Annotated in this window: 15 protein-coding genes and 2 pseudogenes; 8 read left to right on the forward strand and 9 right to left on the reverse strand. The window is 70.6% G+C overall.

Going from position 1 to position 18,902, the window contains the following annotated elements; all coding sequences use genetic code 11:
* Nucleotides 1-133: 133 nt before the first annotated feature.
* Nucleotides 134-958 (reverse strand): DUF1684 domain-containing protein, encoded by an 825-nt coding sequence (locus tag ACZ5CW_RS08700; protein WP_468599560.1) that lies wholly within the window; start codon nt 956-958, stop codon nt 134-136.
* A gap of 79 nt (nt 959-1,037) precedes the next feature.
* Complete coding sequence (locus ACZ5CW_RS08705; RefSeq protein ID WP_468599561.1) at nt 1,038-1,961, reverse strand: LLM class F420-dependent oxidoreductase; 924 nt, start codon at nt 1,959-1,961, stop codon at nt 1,038-1,040.
* Between the two features lie 216 nt (nt 1,962-2,177).
* On the opposite strand from ACZ5CW_RS08705, the gene ACZ5CW_RS08710 reads away from it, so the two are divergent.
* The 4 genes from ACZ5CW_RS08710 to ACZ5CW_RS08725 all read left to right on the forward strand — a co-directional run bounded on the left by ACZ5CW_RS08710 (nt 2,178) and on the right by ACZ5CW_RS08725 (nt 5,124).
* Entirely contained in the window at nt 2,178-2,549 is a 372-nt protein-coding gene (locus ACZ5CW_RS08710) for a hypothetical protein (protein WP_468599562.1), read from the forward strand.
* Nucleotides 2,550-2,560: 11 nt separating this feature from the next.
* Nucleotides 2,561-4,144 carry a peptidoglycan-binding protein gene (locus ACZ5CW_RS08715; RefSeq protein ID WP_468599563.1) on the forward strand — a complete coding sequence of 528 codons (1,584 nt, stop codon included), beginning with the start codon at nt 2,561-2,563 and terminating at the stop codon, nt 4,142-4,144.
* A 142-nt stretch (nt 4,145-4,286) separates the two neighbouring features.
* Complete coding sequence (locus tag ACZ5CW_RS08720; RefSeq protein ID WP_468599564.1) at nt 4,287-4,664, forward strand: protease inhibitor I42 family protein; 378 nt, start codon at nt 4,287-4,289, stop codon at nt 4,662-4,664.
* A 46-nt stretch (nt 4,665-4,710) separates the two neighbouring features.
* On the forward strand, nt 4,711-5,124 hold the full coding sequence (locus ACZ5CW_RS08725; protein ID WP_468599565.1) for a hypothetical protein: 414 nt from the start codon (nt 4,711-4,713) through the stop codon (nt 5,122-5,124).
* Between the two features lie 115 nt (nt 5,125-5,239).
* Here the strand turns inward: ACZ5CW_RS08725 and katG are convergent, their stop codons facing one another.
* Both katG and ACZ5CW_RS08735 read right to left on the reverse strand, forming a co-directional pair.
* Entirely contained in the window at nt 5,240-7,432 is a 2,193-nt protein-coding gene (gene katG / locus ACZ5CW_RS08730) for a catalase/peroxidase HPI (RefSeq protein WP_468599566.1), read from the reverse strand.
* 306 nt (nt 7,433-7,738) lie between these two features.
* Nucleotides 7,739-8,002 (reverse strand): annotated as a pseudogene (locus ACZ5CW_RS08735) (encapsulin); the annotation flags it as partial.
* A 322-nt stretch (nt 8,003-8,324) separates the two neighbouring features.
* Here ACZ5CW_RS08735 and ACZ5CW_RS08740 point away from each other — a divergent pair.
* A complete protein-coding gene (locus ACZ5CW_RS08740; RefSeq protein WP_468599567.1) occupies nt 8,325-10,643 on the forward strand; it encodes an FdhF/YdeP family oxidoreductase in 2,319 nt (772 codons plus the stop codon).
* A gap of 33 nt (nt 10,644-10,676) precedes the next feature.
* On the opposite strand, the gene ACZ5CW_RS08745 is transcribed toward ACZ5CW_RS08740, so the two are convergent.
* Entirely contained in the window at nt 10,677-12,458 is a 1,782-nt protein-coding gene (locus ACZ5CW_RS08745; RefSeq protein WP_468599568.1) for an FUSC family protein, read from the reverse strand.
* Nucleotides 12,425-12,703: a molybdenum cofactor biosynthesis protein MoaE gene (locus ACZ5CW_RS08750; RefSeq protein WP_468599569.1), complete on the reverse strand. Its 279-nt coding sequence runs from the start codon at nt 12,701-12,703 to the stop codon at nt 12,425-12,427. The genes ACZ5CW_RS08745 and ACZ5CW_RS08750 overlap by 34 nt, the downstream gene beginning before the upstream one ends.
* A gap of 161 nt (nt 12,704-12,864) precedes the next feature.
* Here ACZ5CW_RS08750 and ACZ5CW_RS08755 point away from each other — a divergent pair, with 161 nt between their 5' ends.
* Complete coding sequence (locus ACZ5CW_RS08755; protein ID WP_468599570.1) at nt 12,865-13,353, forward strand: GNAT family N-acetyltransferase; 489 nt, start codon at nt 12,865-12,867, stop codon at nt 13,351-13,353.
* 256 nt (nt 13,354-13,609) lie between these two features.
* Here ACZ5CW_RS08755 and ACZ5CW_RS08760 read toward each other — a convergent pair whose 3' ends face one another.
* A complete protein-coding gene (locus ACZ5CW_RS08760) occupies nt 13,610-14,830 on the reverse strand; it encodes a metallophosphoesterase (protein WP_468599571.1) in 1,221 nt (406 codons plus the stop codon).
* A gap of 442 nt (nt 14,831-15,272) precedes the next feature.
* Between ACZ5CW_RS08760 and ACZ5CW_RS08765 the strand changes: the two genes are divergently transcribed.
* Entirely contained in the window at nt 15,273-16,586 is a 1,314-nt protein-coding gene (locus tag ACZ5CW_RS08765) for a PP2C family protein-serine/threonine phosphatase (protein WP_468599572.1), read from the forward strand.
* Between the two features lie 134 nt (nt 16,587-16,720).
* Nucleotides 16,721-17,578, forward strand: a complete 858-nt coding sequence (locus tag ACZ5CW_RS08770) for a GAF and ANTAR domain-containing protein (protein WP_468599573.1) — start codon at nt 16,721-16,723, stop codon at nt 17,576-17,578.
* Nucleotides 17,579-17,909: 331 nt separating this feature from the next.
* Here the strand turns inward: ACZ5CW_RS08770 and ACZ5CW_RS08775 are convergent.
* Together ACZ5CW_RS08775 and ACZ5CW_RS08780 are read right to left on the reverse strand one after the other, a co-directional pair.
* Nucleotides 17,910-18,112 (reverse strand): annotated as a pseudogene (locus ACZ5CW_RS08775) (IS630 family transposase); the annotation flags it as partial.
* Between the two features lie 38 nt (nt 18,113-18,150).
* Nucleotides 18,151-18,855: a hypothetical protein gene (locus tag ACZ5CW_RS08780; RefSeq protein WP_468599574.1), complete on the reverse strand. Its 705-nt coding sequence runs from the start codon at nt 18,853-18,855 to the stop codon at nt 18,151-18,153.
* Between the last annotated feature and the right edge of the window lie 47 nt (nt 18,856-18,902).

Raw genomic sequence — 18,902 nt, forward strand, 5'->3', positions numbered from 1 at the left:
GACCAGCCCGCCGCACTGTCCTGCGAGCGCGACCGGCAACCGGCCCGGAGCATCCGCTGGAGACGCTCCTCAGGAGTGAGCCCGGCAAGGGGCACGGCTTGCCGGCCGCCGTCACCTCGGCCGGCATGCCCGTTCAGGACCCGCCGCGCTCGCGGGGGATCTTCAGACCCGCTTCGATCGCCACCGGCAGCCGGTTCTCGGCCGGTGGCAGCGGGCAGGTGGCCAGGTCCGTGTAGGCGCACGGCAGGTTCGCGGCCCGGTTGAAGTCCAGGACGACCGTGCCGTCGGCGGCGGGTGGCTCGACGGCCAGGACCCGGTTGGCGGCGTAGGTGGTGACCCCGGAGGTCGCGTCGGTGAACAGCACCGTCAGCCGGCCGGCACCATGTCCGGGGAACGCGGTCAGGGACAACCGGTGCCCGTGCAGGTGGAATTCGATCCTGCCCGGAGCGTCGTAGACATGCTCAAGGCCCTCGACGGCCGCGCCCACGGTGGTCGGCCGCGGCTCGTCGAAGGGTACGTACCGGCCCGTCACGGCCCAGCGCGGGTCGGGGGTGTACGCGGGTGTTCCGGTGAAGGCGGTGCGCAGCGGCGCGTCCGGGTGCCGGGGGCGCACGATGTCATGGCCGCCCCGCTTGGCGACCTCGATGACGGCGTCTCCCCAGACCGCGTCGACGCCGCTGCGCTCGGCAAGCACGCCGAAGCGGTGTTCACCCCGCACCGGCGTTCCGTCGACGACGAGTTCCTCTCCGTCGTCGAGGTTCACGACGACCCCGTCGCGGCCGGTGTGCCAGGCACCGGGCGCGTCGGGGAAACGCTGCGGACGGCCATCGAGCCAGTGCAGGCCGGTGATGGCCAGGAACCCGTGCGGGTCGGCGAGCCTGGCCTCCTGGGCGCGGTACCAGTCCAGCCAGTCCTCGGTGAAAGCCTGGCGGTCTGTCGTGGTGACCTCAGTGGTCATGGGTTCTCCTTCGTCACGCGAGGCTCGGCCTCGCTCAGGGGTGCAGGGCATCTGCCGGGCCGGTGCCCGGTGGGCTCACTCAGCCGGCCAGTTCGCCGAGGAGTGCCCACGTGCGACGGCGGTCCGCCTCTCCCGCGATGTCGGTGCCCGCGAACACGACCTCGGTGGCGCCGGCGTCGCGGTAACGCCGTACTTCGGCTTCGACCGCCTTCTCGTCGCCGATCACGGCCACGTCGGCGGCCCGGCGGCCGCCGGACAGTTCGATGACCCGCGCGTAGGACGGGATCTGTTCGTAGAACGCGAGGCTGTCGGTGGCCTTCGCCCGCACCGCATCCACGTCGTCCGTGACCACGCCGGGCACCAGGGCCACGACCCGGGGTGCGGGACGGCCGGCGGCCTCCGCCGCGGCGGTCAGGGCGGGGACGATGTGTTCCGCCAGGGCACGCGGTCCCGCCAGATACGGCAGGATCCCGTCCGCCAGCTCGCCGCTGACCCGCAGCGCCTGCGGCCCCATCGCGGCTACCAGCACGGGGACGCCGTTCTCGGCGCCCGGTACACGTGCCGGGACCGGGGTGGTGGCGGTGAGCAGCTCACCGTGGAAGTCGGCCGTGCCGGTCCGGGTCAACTGCCGTAGTGCCGTGAGGAATTCGCGTAGGCGGGCGATGGGGCGTTCGAAGGGGAGGCCGAAGCCGGTCTCTGTCAGCAGTTTGGTGCCCAGGGCCAGACCGAGGTGATAGCGGCCGTGCGTCGCGGCCTGGGCGGTCTGGGCCTGGCTGGAGACGAGCAGTGGGTGCCGGCCGAAGACGGGGATCGCGGAGGTGCCCACATGCAGTCCGGGTACCGCGCGCCCGACGATCGCGGCGAGCTGGGGTGAGTCCGCGCCGAAGGTCTGGCCGAACCAGGCCGACCGCAGACCGGCGGCCGCGGCCTCCTGGGCCAGCTGCACGGTGGCGTCGACCTGGTTCTGCGCGTCGGACGCGTCGAGTGCTACTCCAACAGTCATACCAGTCAGAACGGGTGCCCGCCGGACCCGCATTCCGGTCCGTGTGTGACAGCCTCTTGTCAGTCATGTGTACGGGAGCGGTACCTCCCCGCGGCAGAAGCGCGTGGGCGGGTGATGTGGAGGAGGCGTGTGCGGCGGCCGACGTGTGATCCTTCGTGAATACGGTGCGTGTTAGCCTGCCCGCGATCATGATCGAATGCACACGGGGGAGGCACGGTGGGCTCGGACGGCTACCAGGTCAAGGCAGGTATGACCGGCCAGGCCCAGCAACTCGACGACGCCGGCACGGACATGGACGGCGTCAGCTCGGCCGTCAAGTCCCGCACGACCTACTCGTACGGCGACGTCGGCGGCGATGACGCCGCGTCGGCGCTGAACTCTTTCGTCAAGGCCTGGGAGGCGGAGACCAAGACACTGGCGTCGGCGTTGCACGAACTCGGCGGCAAGGTGCAGTTGGCCAAGAAGACCTACCACGGCGCCGACGGCCTGGTGAAGACGCGCGCGGACAGCGTCCCCGCCGGCGGCACGAGCGGCCTCACCCACACATCGACGCAGGGCGTGCGCACCTCGGCCCTGTCGAGCTACTGAGGGACGGGCCGATGTCGTTCTTCTCCTCTCCCCTCGACTCCCCTTCCTTCCGGCTCGCGTTGCTCGCCGGGCTGTCCAAGAAGATGCTCGGCGCCGGAAGCAAGAACGAGCTCCTCGACCTGATCGACAACGCCCTCTCGGTGCCCGAACCGGGCGGCGACCAGGGCGTGCTGGAGGGCGTGGCCATGCTCTACCGCGGCCAGGTCGACCAGGTCGGCAGCGTCTTCGACCAGGTCGACCGGGTGGGCCGCAAGGGTCTTCCGGAGGTGTGGGTCGGCGACACGAGCGTCCTCGCCTCCGACGTGGTGAACGCCGCCGGGCGGTCCGTGACCCAGATGAGCGAGGCGTTCATGGGGTGCGCGTCGGTGCTGCTGACGCTGGCCGACGCGATCGGCGCCGCGCAGCGCAAGGACGAGCAGGGCCGCGGACAGCTGCTGGAGCAGAAGAAGATGCTCGGCGGCAGGGACGGTTTCTTCGACGACCTGCACGAGAACGACGAGGAGGAGTGGGACCGCAAGAACGCCGCCCACTTCGGCTCCTCCGCCGTCGACATGATGCACGCCGCCGTCTCCGACGCGCAGGAGGCCACCCGCGTCGCGGCCCGGGACCTGAACAAGTGGGCCGCCGAGGCTCGGGCCGGGAAGATGGAGACCAGCGAACTCACCGCCGTCGACAAGCTGATGCTCGCCGACACCGGCGTCGCGGGCGCCGACACCGAGCTGAACGAGATCCTCACGGCCGGCGACCTGACGCGCGCGTCGACGCGCATGGACCAGCTGAGCCTCGACGACGAGACGGCCATGGAGCGGATGCTGGCGAAGTCGGACAGCCCACAGGAGCGGGCCTACCTGATGAAGGCCCTGGCCGCCGGCCACAGCGTCGCCGAGATCGAGACGTTCCAGGGCAAGATCCACGGCAAGGACCCCGACTGGCTGCGCCGGCACCTCACTCCGGTCGTCACCGGCGCGGACAGCATGAAGGACGAGGGCCTGGCGCCGGACGGCTCGAACAACAACAAGGACTACGTGACGTTCGACGGCCAGCGGTGGATCCAGGGCGGCGACGGCTCCGAGGGCACCTGCGTGGCCTCGTCCACCGTCACGTCCCGCGCCATGGTCGACCCCTTGTACGCGCTCGACCTCACCGGCGGCCCCGACGGGCAGCAGGACGACCCCGACGCCTTCAAGCAGCGCCTGGTGGCCGAACAGCACCGGCTGCACACGGAAGGCGAGGGCGGCAAGAACTGGGGCGGCATGGGGCCCGAGGGGCAGGAACGGATCGCCGACACCGCCGTCGGCAGTGCCACCGGCAGTGACTACGAGCGCCAGGACCTGAACAGCGCCGCCGACCGCAGGGCGGTCCTCACCGAGGTCGAGAAGTCGGTGGCGCAGGGGCGGCCGGTGCCGGTCGACGTCTCGGGCAAGGAGGGCGCACACGCGATGACCATCATCGCCCAGGAGGGTGACAAGCTTCAGGTGTACAACCCCTGGGGCTCGACCACCTGGGTCAGCGAGGACGACTTCATCAACGGCCACATGGGCAAGGCATCCACCAGTGATCTCCCCAACGCGTACAGCGTCTATCTTCCGCGGTAGCAGGGGCGGTGCCGCGATCGCGGCGGCCGCGCTCCTCGCTCTGGCCACGGGCTGCGGCTCGGGCACCGACGAACCGGCCGGCGGCTCCACGAGCACCACGAGCCACCCCACGAGCGCCGCGAGCCGTCCGGCGAGCCACCCGGTGAAAGACACCAGCATCACCGCCGAGCCGGGCGAGCGCTTCACGCTCACCGTCGACCAGAACGCCTCCACCCGCGAGTACTGGTACCTGGTCGACCCCGAGCCCGACAGCTCGGTGCTGGTCAGCCGCGGCCAGGACTACGCGTCGGACTCCGGCGACGAACCGGTGGACGGTGCCGGCGGCCGGCTCACCTTCACCTTCGAGGCCAAGGGCAAGGGGACCACCCGGTTCACGCTGCTGCACTGCACTTTCACCACCTGCCAGGGCAACACCTCCACCCTGCCCCCCGAGACGACCGGACCCTCCGCCTCCCCGACGGGGGCGGCCACCCCCTCCCAGGCACCCGAGCGCATCACCTACACCGTCACCGTCGGCTGAGCCGCAGCGGACCAGTCAGATGAGACGAGACACCCGAGGCCCCGCCATGAACGACGACGCCCCGTACCCGCCGGACCGCACGGACGACGAGCTGGCCCGGCTCGACATCACCCTCCTGCTGCGTTACGGCCTCGCCGCCGAGCCCGGCACCCGGCGCACCGCCCTGTTCGGCGACGGCGCCGCGGCCGCGGCCGTCATCCTCGACCGCCTCGGCACCGAGCCGCGCTCGGTCGCCTTCCTCGCCGACACCGTGCGCGCCGGCGGACTCGCCCGCGCCGCGGAGCTGCCCGAGCCCCTGCCCCGCCGGGAGGCGGCCGTCCTCGCACGGGAGTGGCTGCGGGCCGGCACCGAACTCGCGGGCGGGATCACCGCCGACGACACCGCGGCCACCTGGCTGCACGCCGTCGCGACCATCATCGAACTGAAGCAGTTGACCCGGGCGCGGGGCCGGAGCGCGTGATCTGAACAGCCGATCCGACGACGACGGCGGGTGCGGGGCCATCGGGCGGCTGCCGTGGGCTTCACGGAGAAGACCCGTCCCGGGCGGCCGCTGAGGGCCGACCGGGACGCCGGGCTCAGGCGAGGTCGAACCGATCGAGATTCATCACCTTGTTCCACGCTGCCACGAAGTCACGTACGAACTTCTCTCTCCCGTCCTGGGACGCGTAGACCTCCGAGACGGCTCGGAGCTGGGAGTGCGAACCGAAGATCAGGTCGACGGCGGTGGCGGTCCACTTGACCTCGCCGGTGACACGATCCCGGCCTTCGAACACGTTCTCGTCCGTTGCCGACGCCTTCCACTCCGTACCCATGTCGAGCAGATTGACGAAGAAGTCGTTGGTCAGGAGTCCCGGCCGGTGGGTGAAGACACCGTGGGGGGACCCCTTGAAGCCGGTGTTCAGGGCCCGCATGCCGCCGATCAGCACCGTCATCTCGGGAGCGGTCAGCGTCAGCAGGTTGGCGCGGTCCAGCATGAGGGTCTCCGGCGACAGCTTCTCGCCCTCCGGAAGGAAGTTGCGGAAGGCATCCGCCTTGGGCTCCAGCACGGCGAAGGACGTCGCGTCGGTCTGCTCCTGCGAGGCGTCCGTACGCCCCGGAGCGAACGGAACCGTGACGTCGTACCCGGCGTCCCTCGCGGCCTGCTCGACGGCCGCGCACCCGCCGAGGACGATCAGGTCGGCGACGGAGACCCGCGTTCCGCCGTTCTGGGAGAGGTTGAAGTCCTGCTGGATGCGCTCGAGCGCGCGCAGTACCTCGGTCACCTCGGGGAGGTCGTTCAGCTCCCAGTCCTTCTGCGGCGAGAGCCGGATCCGTGCTCCGTTCGCTCCGCCGCGCTTGTCGGTGCCGCGGAAGCTCGCCGCCGACGCCCAGGCGGTGGTGACCAGCTGGGAGAGGGGAAGGCCCGAGGCAAGGATCCTGCCCTTGAGGGCAGCGACGTCCTCGTCCCCGATCAGCTCGTGCTCGACGTCGGGAACGGGGTCCTGCCACAGCTGCGGCTCGGGAATCCACGGGCCGAGGTAACGCGAGCGGGGTCCCATGTCGCGGTGCAGCAGTTTGTACCACGCCTTGGCGAACGCCACCGCGAGTTCGTCCGGGTTCTCGTGGAACCTCTTCGTGATCGGGCCGTAGACCGGGTCCACCTTCAGCGCGAGGTCCGTCGTCAGCATCATGGGGGCGTGCCGCTTCGACGGATCGTGGGCGTCGCGGACGGTGTTCCTGGCCGCGGGATCCGAGGGAGTCCACTGGTGGGCGCCGGCGGGGCTGCTCGTCAGCTCCCACTCGTAGCCGTAAAGATTGTCCAGGTACCCGTTGTCCCACTTGATCGGCTCGGTGGTCCATGCACCCTCCAGACCACTGGTGAGCGCGTGCGGGCCCGTGCCGCTGCCGTAGGTGTTCCGCCAGCCGAGGCCCTGCTGCTCGATGGAGGCGGCTTCGGGTTCCGGGCCGATATAACTGGCCTCGACCGCGCCATGACACTTGCCGAAGGTGTGGCCGCCGACGATGAGTGCGACCGTCTCCTCGTCATTCATCGCCATGCGCCTGAACGTCTCCCGAACGTCCCGGGCGGCAGCCGACGGGTCCGGGTTTCCGTTGGGCCCCTCCGGATTGACGTAGATCAGTCCCATCTGTACGGCGCCGAAAGGACCGGTGAGTTCCCTGTCTCCGCTGTAGCGCTCGTCTCCGAGCCATGTGTCCTCGGGCCCCCAGAAGATCTCCTCGGGTTCCCAGATGTCCTCTCGCCCGAAACCGAACCCGAACGTCTTGAACCCCATGGATTCCATGGCACAGTTTCCGGCGAAGACCAGAAGATCGGCCCAGGAGATTGCCCGGCCGTACTTCTGTTTGACCGGCCAAAGCAGCCGGCGCGCCTTGTCCAGGCTCGCGTTGTCCGGCCAGCTGTTGAGGGGGGCGAAGCGCTGTGCGCCGCTGCCGCCACCGCCGCGGCCGTCCTCGATGCGGTACGTTCCCGCGGCATGCCAGCTCATCCGGATGAAGAGCGGCCCGTAGTGACCGTAGTCGGCAGGCCACCAGTCCTGCGATGTCGTCATCACCTCGAAGACGTCACGCTTCAACGCGTCGACGTCGAGGGTCGCGAACTCTTCCGCGTAGTCGAAGTCCTCGTCCATCGGGTTGGACCGGGGCGAGTGCTGGTGGAGAACCTGAAGGTCCAGCTGATTCGGCCACCAGTCCCGGTTCGTCCTGGGCCGCCGAGTAGGGGTGGGTGTCGGTGAAGGGATTGCCGGATTCTCGCTTTCACTGCCGGACATGCCCGTCCTTCTTCCTGTCTCGGTGTTCCGTCTGCCGGCTGCCGGTCTTGACGTCGCCTGCTTTGCGGGTGTCGAGCACGTCGACCCACGCAATCAGCGCGTCATGGCACCCACCGGCTGGAAAAGGTGTGGTGTCGCGTCCGTATGGTCGCGCACCGCAGACCACACCTCTATGAAACACGCAGAGCACCCCGCATGACAGTCGTGAGAGAAAGGGGTGGCCTTTCTGCTCCCTTGCCGATTTCCAACGCAAGCCGAATCGAATACGACAGCCCGTGAGCAGTCGTCCACCCGTGGTCGGAGGTCTCGCAGCGAGGGCAGGGCCCGGCTGACCGCGTCGGGGTGCTCGCGTGGCCCGGCGGGCAGCCGCAGCACCGGGTTCGACGACCGGGCGCGCAGCCCCTGGACGCCCGCGGCCCCGTACTCGTCGCAGACGGTGCGGTCCTCGACGAACGCCCTCGTGCGCGCCGCCTCCTTCACGGGCTGCCAGTCGGAGTCCTTCGAGCCGCGCCCGACGTCGTCCACGGCGACCCGGGTGACGGTGCACGGGGCCCGGAGCTCGACGACGGGCCTCCTCGGGGGAACGGACGGCCATCGAGCGGGTGAGACCGGCAATGTTCTGGAGCACCTCGCGCACGGTGGCCTCGCAGCCAGGGGCGAGGGTGGCCGTCAGGAGGACGGCCGCCTTGGCGGGCGGTGCAGCGCGGGCTGGGGTGCAGCCATGCGATTCCCGTCGGACCGACAAGATGTCAGGGCGGATGAAATACGCGCGATCACCGAATCCGCGCGCTGGGGGTGGCGCAGTCCGGATGGCAGGCCGGAAATGCCGGACCTAGCCTGATCGAAGGTGTCGTTTTGTCCCCTTGCATCCCTTCGTGAAGGGTTGAGCGTCGTGACCACCAGCAAGGACGAGCACGAACCCACGGTGAAGCCCCGCGTGGGGCCCGATGCGCAGGGGGAGCCTGAATTCCATCCGTACCACCACCCGGCGGCCGGCTGGGGTGCGGCCAAGAGTGTGACGCGCTTCCTGGTGCGTGAGCGCGCTCTTCCGGTGGACGGGCCGCGGGCGATCATGAAGATGAACCACGAGCGGACCGGGTTCGACTGCCCGGGCTGCGCCTGGCCGGACGACACCAAGGGTCTCCATCTCGACATCTGTGAGAACGGCATCAAGCACGTCACGTGGGAGATGACCCGCAAGCGGGTGGGGCGCGAGTTCTTCGCCGCCCATTCGGTGACCGAGCTGTCCGGGTGGACCGACCACGACCTCGAGGATCAGGGTCGGTTGACCGAGCCGATGGTGTACGACCCCGACACGGACCACTATGTGCCCATCGCCTGGAAGGACGCCTTCGAGCTCGTCGGCCGGACCCTGCGCGAACTGGACGACCCGAACCAGGCGTCGTTCTACACCTCGGGACGGCTCGGCAACGAGGCCACGTTCCTCTACCAGCTCATGGCTCGTGAACTCGGCACGAACAACCTGCCGGACTGCTCCAACATGTGCCACGAGGCCAGCGGCCGGGCCATGCAGGCGTCCCTGGGCACCGGCAAGGGCACGGTCGACCTCAAGGACTGGGAGACCGCCGACGCGCTGTTCATCTTCGGCGTCAACGCCGCCTCGAACGCGCCACGGATGCTCACCGCGCTCGCCGAGGCGTACCACCGCGGCGCACAGATCGTGCACGTCAACCCGCTCGTCGAGGCCGCCGCCACACGGGCGATCATCCCGCACGACTTCAAGGACATGGCCACCTTCCACGCCACGAAGACGTCCACGCTCAACCTTCAGCCTCGTATCGGCGGCGACATGGCGCTCGTCCGCGGCATGGCCAAGGCGGTCCTGGAACAGTCCGCGACCGACCCCAAGGCACTGGACCAGGAGTTCATCGACCGCCACACCATCGGTTTCAAGGAATACCGGGCGCTGTGCGAGGCGACGCCCTGGGAGGTGATCGAGCGGCAGTCGGGGCTCAGCCGGGATGACGTCCTCAAGGCAGCGCGGGTGTACGAGGAGGCCGACCGCAGCATCGTCAGCTGGTGCCTGGGGCTCACCCAGCACGAGCACGGCGTCGACACGGTCCGGGAGATCATCAACCTGCTGCTGCTCCGCGGGAACCTGGGACGGGAGGGGGCGGGTCCCTCTCCCGTGCGCGGTCACAGCAACGTGCAGGGCAACCGCACCTGCGGCATCGACCACCGCCCGACCGAGGAATTCCTGGACCGTCTCGCCGAGGTGTGCTGCATCGACCCGCCGCGCGCGCACGGCCTGGACACGGTCCACACCGTCAAGGCGATGCACAGCGGGGACGTGAAGGTGTTCGTCGGCATGGGCGGCAACTTCGCGCTCGCGGCACCGGACACCCCGTATACGTACGCGGCGCTGAAGCAGTGCGAGCTCACCGTGCAGGTGAGCACGAAGCTGAACCGCAGCCACATCGTCCACGGCCGCCGGGCGCTGATCCTGCCGTGCCTCGGCCGCACGGAGAAGGACCACCAGCGAAAGGGCATCCAGAGCACCTCGGTCGAGGACTCGATGAGCATGGTCCACCTGTCGATCGGCATGAAGCGGCCCGCTTCGCCGCACCTGCTCTCCGAGCCGGCCATCATCGCCGGGATGGCGCGCGCCTCACTGCCGGACAGCGAGACGCCGTGGGAGTGGTACGTCGAGGACTACGACCGGATCCGCGACACCATGGCCAAGGCCCTGGACGGCTTCGAGGACTTCAATCGGCGGGTGCGCCTGCCGCTCGGCTTCCGCATCAAGCAGCCGGCCCGGGAACTCGTCTTCCTGACCCCGTCCGGGCGCGCCGAGTTCTCCACCGCCGAGCTGCCCGACGTCATCCCGGCCCCGGGCACCTTGGCGCTGGGCACGATGCGGTCGCACGACCAGTGGAACACCACGATCTACTCCGACAACGACCGCTACCGCGGCATCAAGAACCTGCGCACACTGGTGTTCATGAACCGGGCCGACATGCGCGAGCGCGGTATCGCCGACATGAGCCCGGTCGCCATCACGAGCACCGCGGCGGACGGCAGCCGACGGCACCTCGACGGCTACCTGGCCGTTCCGTACGACATCCCGCGCGGATGCGCGGCCGGCTACATGCCGGAGATGAACGTGCTGTGCGCGCTCGGCGACTACAGCACCCAGAGTGACCAGCCGATCATGAAGCACGTCAAGGTCACCATCAGCTCCTCCTCCTGAGCAGGGCTCCCCGTGGAGCGGCTCGTCCGGGCGTCAGCGCCCCTGGACGAGCCGCTCGAGCAGCAGGTACGCACGCTGCTCCGCGGCGGCCAGCTCGATCGGGTCGATCTCCGCCTGCCACAGCTCGCCCGCCGCCGCGTCGTCGGCCTCGCGCAGCTCTACCACGGCCGCCGCCAGACGGGTCTGGGCGACGAGGTGCGAAGGCTCGGCGTGCTCCGCCAGCGCCCGTTCCGCCCGCGCGCAGGCCGCGGTGCACGCGGCCAGTGCCCGCTCCGCCCGTACGGCCGCGTGGTCGTGGACCACCACGAGCGCGCAGAGCAGCGCGATGACGACGCCGAGCGCACTGCTCAGCGCCCGGTCCACGACGAGGGCCCCGGCGGGCGCGGGCGCGGTCAGGTCGCTGAGCAGCAGCGCCAGCGGCGTCAGGAACACGACGCCAAGTCCGTAGTTGCGGGCGACGACGTACTCCAGCAGGAACTCCAAAAGCACGATCACGAGGACCAGCACCACCGGGCCGGGCTCCAGGGCCAGCAAGCCGAGCGCGAGGCCCAGTCCGGCGACGGTGCCCAGGGTGCGCTGCACCGCGCGCTGCGCGGCGGTGCGCACGTTGATCGAGTGGAGCACTGCAGCGGCAGAGATCGCTGCCCAGTAGCCGTGGCCGAGGCCCAGGGCGAGGGCCGCGCCGCCCGCGAGGCTTGTGCCGATGACCATCCGCAGCGCCGGCACCAGAAGCACCGACACGCGGCCGTGGCAGCCGTGGCCCGGGCCCGTCACCAGCTCCGCGGCACGCAGTTCGGCTGCGCGCGGGGTGGAGGGGGCGTCCGGCGCCGGTCCGGGGCCGGACGGGGCGGCCCGGGCGTCCGCGAGCGGCCCCGTCAGCTCGGGTACGACATCCGGGGCCCGGGCGCGGCGGCTCACGAGCAGTCGGACCTGCACGCGCAGCTGCCCCGCCAGGCCGGCGGGATCGTCCGGCGGGCGGCTCGCGGAGCCGATCGACAGCGACCAGGACAGGTCGGTCAGGACGACGCAGGTGTCGCCCCGGCCGCCCGGCTTCCGCCGCTCCCCGGCCGTCGGGGGCATGCGGCCGATCGTCCGATACGCCTGCAGCACCGCGGCGGTCGCCCGGTGCCGCGCGAGCCCGTCGCCCTTCCCCGCGCCGATCGCCTCCAGCAGGCCCGCGAGTTCACGCAGCGCGGCGGCGACGGCGAGCCGCTGCGGCCGGTCGGGGTGCACGAGGCGGCCCGACACGCCCAGCAGCCAGGCCACGGCCGCGCCCAGGGCGGCCAGGCCGGTGTGCGGAAGGACGTCGGACGGCTCGGGCGATCCGTTGGCCGCCACGGCGAAGGAGAACAGCAGCAGCACGGCCCCGAGCCCGCTCAGCCGTGCCGCGTCGCAGGCGAACTTCGCGAGGCCGGCAACCAGCGCCGTGACCGCCACCACCACGGCGGCGCCCGTTCCCCCGTCCTGCGGACGGGCCCAGGCCCCGAGCGTCGAACCGCCGCCCACGCAGGCCGTCATGGCCACCGCGACCACCGCGAGCACGCGGGCCCGGCGCGCGTACGGCAGGTTGCGGCCGAAGGTGGTCGTGAAGGAGCCGAGCATCGCGTACACGGCCTGGTCGGCGCGGCCCGCGAGCGCCATCGGTACGGCGGGCAGCGCCATGGCCAGTGCGGCCCGCAGGGCGAAGGACAGCGCGCCGTCCACGCTGTGCAGGGCGAGTGCGCCCCGAGGCGAGAGCGCGCTTCCCACGCGCGTGGCCGGACTCCGTCGGCCGCGCGAGGTCACCACGGAGAACGGAGGGCGCAAACGTGACATACGCGGTGTATAGCACCTGCAGGCGCAGCCTTGTGGCCGGCCGACAGCGTGCCCCCACCCACTCCTCGTCGCCGTCGGAGAAGACCTGATGCTTTCCAGAGCGGCACCTCGTGCTCAGGGTCCTCGACCAGGCGGGCGCGGGCCGCGAACGCCTCGGCGCGGTGCGGGCACGGGACGGCGGCGATCACCGCGATGTCGCCGACGGCCGGTGGGCCGGTGCGGTGCACGGCGGCAAGCGTCGGCATGACTCCTGAAAGACCTGGGGATGTGGAGTCGCGCTCCGGCGCGGCTTCGGCGTGAGATCGGTTGCGCTCGCACGAGTGGTTCCCGGGAGCGGTGCAGGAGCGCCTGCCCGAGCAGCCGACCCGCCGCAGGAAGGCACTCCCCGGTGCGAAATACTCTCCCGATGAGTGCACGCACTTCCCCGATCACCCAGCCGATCACGATACGGAGGGCAGTCGCGCGGGATGCCAAACGGCTCACGCGGCTCGTGCGTGGCTCAGACGCCTACGAGGGTAAGTACGCGGCCGCGGTGGCGGGCTACCGGGTCGGTCCTGATTACATCGAGGCCCACCGCGCCTTCGTAGCCGTCGGCGCCGACGAGCATGGAGGCCGGGTCGTCGGGTTCTACTCGCTCGTACTCGCTCCCCCGGAGCTCGACCTGCTGTTCGTCGCCAACGATGCGCAAGGACGTGGTATTGGACGGCTGCTCGTCGCGCACATGCAGTCCGAGGCCCGTGCCGCCGGGCTCGACCGTGTCAAGGTCGTGTCGCATCTTCCCGCCGAGGACTTCTACCACCGCGTCGGTGCGGTGCGGACCGGGACCGCGCTCGCGAACCCGCCCGCCGTGCCGTGGGACCGTCCCACATTCGAGTTTCGCATTCCTTCGGAATGACGCGGTGTGCCGGTTCGCAGGGCACCGGCTTCGCCTGCACGGTGGCTGGCATGCAGGAGGCCGCTGGACGCCGGGCGCTCCGTGTGTGCGGTCGTCTCTGCCCCGGCGGGGTCGGGGGGATCGCCTGCGCCAGTGGCCTCTCCCGGCGACTCCCTCGCCTCCGGCACTCCCGTAGGGCGTTGCAGGATGCGTAGCCCTTCTTCGGGGTGCCGGCGCCCTGCAGCATCTCCGGGCGGAACCGCCGGCCCGCCCAGCGCTACGGCGTGGGGGGCCGCTGCGGGGAGCGGAGCACGAGCAGGGTGATCTCGCTCGGGGCGAAGACGCGGAAGGGCGGGCCCCAGAAGCCGGTGCCGCGGCTGGTGTAGAGGAGCGTGCGGGTGCCGTGGCGGCTGAGGCCGGCGAGGGCGGGCTGGTCGATGCGGACCAGGTGGTGGAAGGGCCAGATCTGGCCGCCGTGGGTGTGGCCGGAGAGCTGGAGGTCGACGCCGCCGGCTGCCGCCCGGTCGATGAACTTGGGCTGGTGGGCCAGGAGCAGGACGGGGTGGTCGGGGTCGGCGCCGTGCAGGGCTCCGGCGAGGTGGGCGCCGTGGCCGGCGAGGCCGGAGGACTCGGCGGTGACGTCATCCACGCCGGCGACCACGAGGGTGTCGCCTCCGCGTTCGAGCAGCAGATGGCGGTTGCGCAGCGGCTCCCAGCCCAGCTCGTCCATCAGGTCGACCCAACCCTGGGCCTCGCTGTAGTACTCGTGGTTGCCGGTGACGTAGACCCGAGCCCGGGTGGCCTGCACGGTGCCGAGTGGGGCGGCCTGGGCGCGGCGGCGTTCGGCCGTGCCGTCCGCGATGTCCCCGGTGTGGCAGACCAGGTCGGCCTTCAGCGTGTTGACCGTCTCGCAGACCCGCGCCGACCAGCGGGCGCGGTCGAGCGGGCCGTAGTGGGTGTCGGTGATGAGGACGACGCGGGTGCCGTCCAACCCGGCCCCCAGGCGCGGAAGTTGCACGTCCAGGCGGCGTACCCGCGGTACCCGGCGGGCCTCGGCGTACCCCCAGGTGAGCAGCACGGTGGCTGCGCCGAGGACCGACCAGGTGACGATCCGGGCCCGGTCCTGGCCGTCGCCGACGCCGGTCACGGTCAGGGCGAGCCGCAGCGGGACGCCGAGCACGACGGACCAGGTGAACAGGGTCCAGATGATGCCCAGCAGGGTGTCTCCGACGATCGCCGCCCAGTCCTGCTGGCGCCGGCCGTGGCCGCGCACCATCGCGAGCGGCATACCGATCAGGCCGAGGGCGAACAGGGCGGTGCCGGCGAGCGTGACAGGGAGCGGCCAGTGCTGGCCGGTGTGCAGCAGCAGCCAGCAGGGCACGGTCCACAGCAGGACGGGGGCGATCAGGGGGAGGTAGCGCATCAGGCGGTGCAGTCGGCTCTGCTGAGTCGCGTGCGCCGTACTGTCGGCGGATCGGGTTTCGCTGGTGTCGGTCACGCTTCCCCTCCTTGAGCAACCAGGATGCCGTCGCGCGCACTGTATCCGGCCGTCCCGGACCGGCCGGACGGACGGGGTGCTCATGGTGGGCAGCCCCATGTGGCGAGGTGGCCTCCGAGTTCGCCCCCGGCTCACGCGGTTGGTGACTCTGCTCCTGACCGGGGCCGCGGCGGCTTCGAACGGTGAGGCGCGGAAGCCCCGAAAGCATGGGGCTGTGTGAGAGGTGAGGAACCCGTGCGACGTCCGCGTACCGCTGCGCTCGTCAAGCGCAACGCCCGCTGCAATACCGTAACGGGAGGTATCGATGCCACGACCGAGAGGGTGTCCGACAGGCAGTACATGCCTGGGCCCTCGTGCCGTGCACGGCTTCAGTGCACTACCCGAGGAGTGGTTTCCCAGGGCGGAAGCGGCCGTAGGGCCACCAGGTGGGTAAGTGGTCGCCATGGACGAGGATGACGCGGACGCGGCGCTGCGAGCGGTGCTCGACCAGCTGGCGTTCGCCACTCGGAGCGCGGCGGCGCTGTCGAGCACGCTGGACGCGGTCGAGGGGCTCAGGCGGGTGTGCCGGGTGCTGGTGCCGGGACTGGCCGATTGGTCCGCGGCCGACCTGATGGACGAGGACGGCGCCGTCGAGCGGGTCTGTTTCTCACACCGCGACCCCAACGCCGCCCTGACCGGCCTGACGGGACCGTTGCCGCCGGTGCCGGAGACGGCGACAGGCCCGCTGTCCCGGGTGCTTCGCGGCGCCGGCCCGCTGCTGTTGTCGGCCGGGCGGCTGCCGACCGGGCAGGAGGCGTCCGATCCGCTGCACACGGCAACCATGCAACCGTTCGCCCGACTCGGGGGAGACTCCGTGATCGTGGCACCCTTGCGGGCACGCCGGAGAGTGCTGGGTGCGCTGACCCTGGTCAGGGGCGAGGGGCACCCTCCGTGGGGCGAGGCGGACCTGGCGCTGGTCGAGGACCTGACCCACCGCATCGCGCTGGCTCTCGACAACGCCAGGCTCTACGCCGAGACCCAGGCCGTCGCCGAGCGCCTCCAGCGCTCCCTGCTGCCGGACCTGCCCGTCGTACCAGGTCTGCGCATCACCGCCCGCTACTCCCCGGCGGGCACCACAGCACGGATCGGCGGTGACTGGTACGACAGCTTCGTCCTGCCGGAAAGCGGTGACACCACTCTGATCATCGGCGACGTCACCGGACACGATCTGCATGCCGCCGTGACCATGAGCCAGATGCGGAACATGCTGCGTGGCATCGCCTGCGACCGCCGGGAGCCCCCCGGCGTGATCCTGCGCCGCTTGGACCTCGCAGTCGACGCCCTCTACAGCCACCGGACCGCCACCTGCGTGTACGCGCTGCTCAAGGGCCAGGAAGGAGGGCCGTACCAGCTGGAATGGGCGAGTGCCGGACATCCACCGCCCCTGCTGGTCACCGCGGACGGCGACACCACCTACCTCTGGGAAGCACACGGCCTGCTGCTGGGCGTCGACCCGCACGCCGAACGGCCCAGTGCCTGCCTGCCCCTGCCCGAGGGCAGCACCCTGCTGCTGTACACGGACGGTCTGATCGAACGGCGCGGCGAATCCCTGGATCACGGCATGACCCGGCTCCGGCAGCACGCTGCCGCCTTGGTCGACCAGGACCTCGACGAGCTGAGCGACGAGCTGATGAACGGACTCGCGGCAGGGGCCCACGACGACATCGCCCTGCTCGCCCTGCGACTGCCACGGTCGGACGACGGCGTCTCGCCCTGAGGCCAAGTCGAATGCTCGCCGTACGCGATGTTCCTGCGACCGTGACGCCTAGGTGTGCGCGCGCTGGCAAGGAGACAATGCAAGACCCGGGAGCATGGGGGCGGCCTGCCGAGCAGCGAGGAGGGCGAGGACTAGTGGGCCAGGAGATCGACATTCACGTCAGCACGCATCCGAGTCCGTCCGGCCAGGCGGATCCGGTCGAGCGGCTTCGGCAGGAGAACGTCGCACTGCGCAATCGGATGCTCGCGCACGCGGCCGTGGCCGCCGCTGAGGGGATCCTCAAGGAGCGATACCGTCTCGCCTCCCTGGAGGAGGGGTTCGAGCTGCTGCGCCGTACTTCTCAGCGGCACAACGTCAAGCTCCATACACTTGCGGACGCGGTCATCCGCATCGCCGGGCCGGACGAGCGGACCGGCGCCTGGTTTCCCGACCGCGCCCGGGCCGGCGCCCCCCGGCTTCCCGGGCTCCGGCTGTCCGGCAGCACAAGCTCGACGGCTCCGCAGGGCGCGGTCCTCGGCGCGGGGCTGCGCCGCGTACTGGAGATCACCGAGACCGCCATGGGCAATGTGCAGCTCGCCGAGGGCGGACTGCTGCGCCTGGAGAAGCACTCCGGGCTCGGTCGGCAGTTCACGGACTTCTTCGCCTTCGTCGACCACTCCGGCACCGCATGCGCGCAGGCCGCCCGGGACCGCCGGCAGGTGACCATTCGCGACGTCGCCACCGCCACCGTCTTCGACGAGGATTCCCGGCACGTGATCCTGCACGCCGGCAGCCGCGCTTGTCACAGCGTTCCGCTGCTCGACGAGCGTGGTGCCTTGTTGGGAGTGATCTCGTCGCATCACGCCCGGCCGATCGCCGGCTTCACCCGCAGCCAGCTCGCGGCCCTGCACGAAACCGCCGACGTGGTGGGCCGCTGGCTGGCATGGCACCGACGCACCGTCATCCTGGACGCCCTGGAGGATCTCCAGCGCACGGCGTCCCAGGCGTACTGAGCGGCTGTTCGGCCCGGCTTGGCCCCGGTGCTCCAAAGCGAGCGGTCCAGGTGCTTGCCCGTCCAGGTCAGAGGCAACCCGAACCCTCCACGAGCACCTCGAACGAACTCCAAAGCTCCAGTGCGTGATCAGCGACCGCCGGAAGTCCGGCGTGCGACGTTTCGGTCAGATGGGTTCGGGGACACGTCGGTCGGAGGTCGCGTCGCGTGCGGGTTCGGAAGTGAGCTGGCATTCAATTCGTCCGCCCGCCCTGCCGTCCGGATCAGATCGCGGGCGGCAGAGCTGTGCTGCGTGATGACCACACCGATCGCTTGGTCTACCACGGTGTGGGAGATGACGGCCTGACCTGGATGACGGGTGTGCGTCCGCGCCGGGACCAGGTCCGTGCGGTGGGCGGCGTCATCGAGAAGCCGGCTTCGTCTTCCAAGCACAGCCAGGCGTCGAGCGCCGCCACGGACCTTCCACCTGCGGCCAGGTCTCCTTCACCCAGCCTGCGACGGCCTCCTCGTCGCGCTCGACCGCTCGGCGGGCCGGGGCAACCGCATGTACGCGCTCGGCCGGCGGGTGTTGCATCAGCGGCTCGCGCCGGTGTCGCCATTGTCGTGAGGAGAATTCCGGTGTCTCCTGCCGCCCGGAGCGGAGTCGTCCCCCTTCTCTTCCAACAGTTCGAGGAGCGCGGCATCCGCCCTCTTCTGATCTTCTTTCGTCAGCTCGACCGGCGCATTGTTGTAGACGGTGTAGCGACTCGGATCGATGATGTTGGCGGCTCGCAGGGTGAACGTCAGCAGGCGGCGCCACCCCTTGCGGTGACCGACCCGCACTTGCAGCTGGACCGTGTAGTCACGGGCCTCCGGCATGAACCCCGAGAACGGTGCCTCGAACTCGACGAAGAGCTGTTGCGCTTCTCTGCCGGGCACGACGAAGCCCGCCGGCAGCTTCGCGTCCTCGTCCGGCCCCGGCTGGAGGCGCGAGGGCGAGGACACCCACAGAAGCGGCAGGTGGGAAGCGGGCTCGTCAGGGAAGGTCAGGATGAGGTCCTGGACGACTATCGGCTTGGGGCCGGTGTTGTGAAGGACGAGCGGGAGCCGCAGGCGGGCGGTGGATGAGTGGACGATCGCTGCGAAGGCATGAGGCTCCCACGTCTTCAGGCGCCCTTGTCTGGCGTTGAGCCACCAGAACGACGCGACAGTGAAGAGCAGTGCGCAGGCCGACACGACGCCGGCGCCTGTGAGTGATGAGGACGCGGCCTGATCGGCCGCGGTCATCAGCGGAACCACAGATTCAGTGTGCCAGGCCCGGCGTGGGCACGCTCACAGGACTCAGG

Source organism: Streptomyces sp. NPDC031379, from assembly GCF_055569615.1.